Source organism: Methanobrevibacter sp., from assembly GCF_045577275.1.
Lineage (GTDB): Archaea > Methanobacteriota > Methanobacteria > Methanobacteriales > Methanobacteriaceae > Methanobrevibacter.
In genome coordinates, this window is record NZ_JAZNIB010000235.1 from 1 (window position 1) to 2,132 (window position 2,132).

General features: G+C 32.8%; 1 protein-coding gene and 1 pseudogene. Both read left to right on the forward strand.

Annotation, left to right across the window (positions count from 1 at the left end):
- Positions 1–199: 199 nt before the first annotated feature.
- Positions 200–361, forward strand: a complete 162-nt coding sequence (locus ACKI67_RS06675; RefSeq protein ID WP_295620280.1) for a preprotein translocase subunit Sec61beta — start codon at positions 200–202, stop codon at positions 359–361.
- A gap of 403 nt (positions 362–764) precedes the next feature.
- A pseudogene (locus tag ACKI67_RS06680) lies at positions 765–2,132 on the forward strand (DNA polymerase II large subunit); the annotation flags it as partial.

The window sequence follows — 2,132 nt, forward strand, 5'->3', positions numbered from 1 at the left end:
AATATTTTTTTTAATACTTGATAAATATTTCTTGACTATTTTTTCTATTTTTTTAACTGTTAAACTAAAAGTTTTAATATAAGAAATGATAGAAATAAATAATACTTATAAAAATATAATTTATTATAATTATCAAACTTATAAAAATATTATTCAAAAAAATATTATTCAATTTATTCAATTATTTTAATGTGATATTATGGCAAAGAAAAACGATAAAATCAGCATGCCTATGAGTGGGGCAGGTTTAGTAAGATACTTTGATGACGAAAGTGTAGGTCCAAAAATCGCTCCTGAAATAGTCATAGCTATTACTGTAATTTTAGGAATCTTCTGTTTCATCTTAAGATTCTCTGTATAAAAATTTTCCTTTTTTATTTTCAAATTCTTTTTTTTATTTAAAAAAATTTAATTCGTATTTATTAAAATAAATTATTTTTTAACATATTTTTTCACAACTTTATCATAATTTTTTCATAAATATATCGCAATTATTTACAACTTTTTATCATACTTTTATCATAATTTTTTTCATAAAAATTTCAATTTTTGATTAGTTTTTAATTGCTCTCTTAATATCTTTAAATAAGAGTAGGAATATAATAATATTAAGTGAAAATATTCAAAAATTTTTAATAATTTTCAAATTTAAAAAATTAATTTAAATGGCTTAAAAAAGCAATTTAAACCATTAAAACACTTTAAATTAATTTAAAACACTTTATAAAAAACACAAAAATATTTATTAGCTATTAGGGATTATAATGGATGCTGGAATGGATTATTTTGAAAGATTGGAAAGTGAGACTCTTAAGCTGTATGACATAGCTAATGAAGCGAGATCAAAAGGGTTTGATGTTGAGCTTGAAACTGAAATTCCATTGGCAAAGGACTTGGCAGAGAGAGTGGAAGGGCTTGTAGGCCCTAAAGGTATTGCTAAGCGTATCAAGGAATTGGAAAAGGATATGTCAAGGGAAGAGGTTGCATTTGAAATAGCTGCTGAAATCGCATCTCAGGAATCAAATGAAACCGGTGCCAAATTGGAAGCTGAAAAGCAAGCTTTTGCAGACCAAGGATTAAGAACCGCTTTAGCTATTTTGACAGAAGGGGTTGTAGCTGCTCCTTTGGAAGGTATTTCAGGAGTAAAGATCAAGGACAATTCTGATGGAACCAAATATGTAGCTGTATACTTTGCAGGACCTATCCGTAGTGCAGGAGGTACTGCAGCTGCGTTATCAGTTCTTTTAGGGGATAAGATACGTGTAGCTACTGGTCTTGACATATATAAGCCTACTGATGATGAGATTGAAAGATATGTGGAAGAAGTGGAGCTTTATGAATCAGAAGTAACTAATTTGCAATACTCCCCAACTCCTGAAGAGGTTAGGTTAGCTGCAAGAAGCATTCCTGTTGAAGTCAGCGGAGAACCTACTGACCAAGTAGAAGTGTCTCACAGAGACTTGCCTCGTGTAGAAACCAATAACATTAGAGGTGGAGCTCTTCTTGCTATGGTTGAAGGGGTTATTCAGAAATCCAAAAAGATCTTAAAGTATGCCCACACCCTTAAACTTGACAGTTGGGAATTTTTAGCGGAATACGCTAAGGGTGTAGGTTCCTCAAGTGAAGAGGAAAGCTCTTCTGAAGGTGATAGTGAAGAAATCATCGAAGAGATTGATGATAACATCATCGATAAGGATGAACTCTTTGAACATTCCAAATATGCTCACGATATTATTGGCGGAAGGCCTGTATTAGGTTATCCTTCTGAAAAAGGAGGTTTCCGTCTCAGATATGGTCGTTCAAGAAATACAGGACTTGCAACAATGGGTGTTCACCCTGCTACAATGGAATTGTTGGAATTTTTGGCTGTCGGTACACAATTGAAAATCGAAAGACCTGGAAAGGGTAACTGTGTAGTTCCTGTAGATTCAATAGAAGGACCTACCGTAAAGTTGAAATCAGGTGAAGTTCGCAGATTGGATTCCATTGAAGATGCAAGAAAGGTCAAGGGAAAAGTTGTTGAGATTCTTTTCTTGGGAGACATGCTTGTTGCATTCGGTGAATTCTTAAGAAACAACCAGCCTATGTTAGGTGCTTGCTGGTGTGAGGAATGGTGGATTGAAACAATAAGG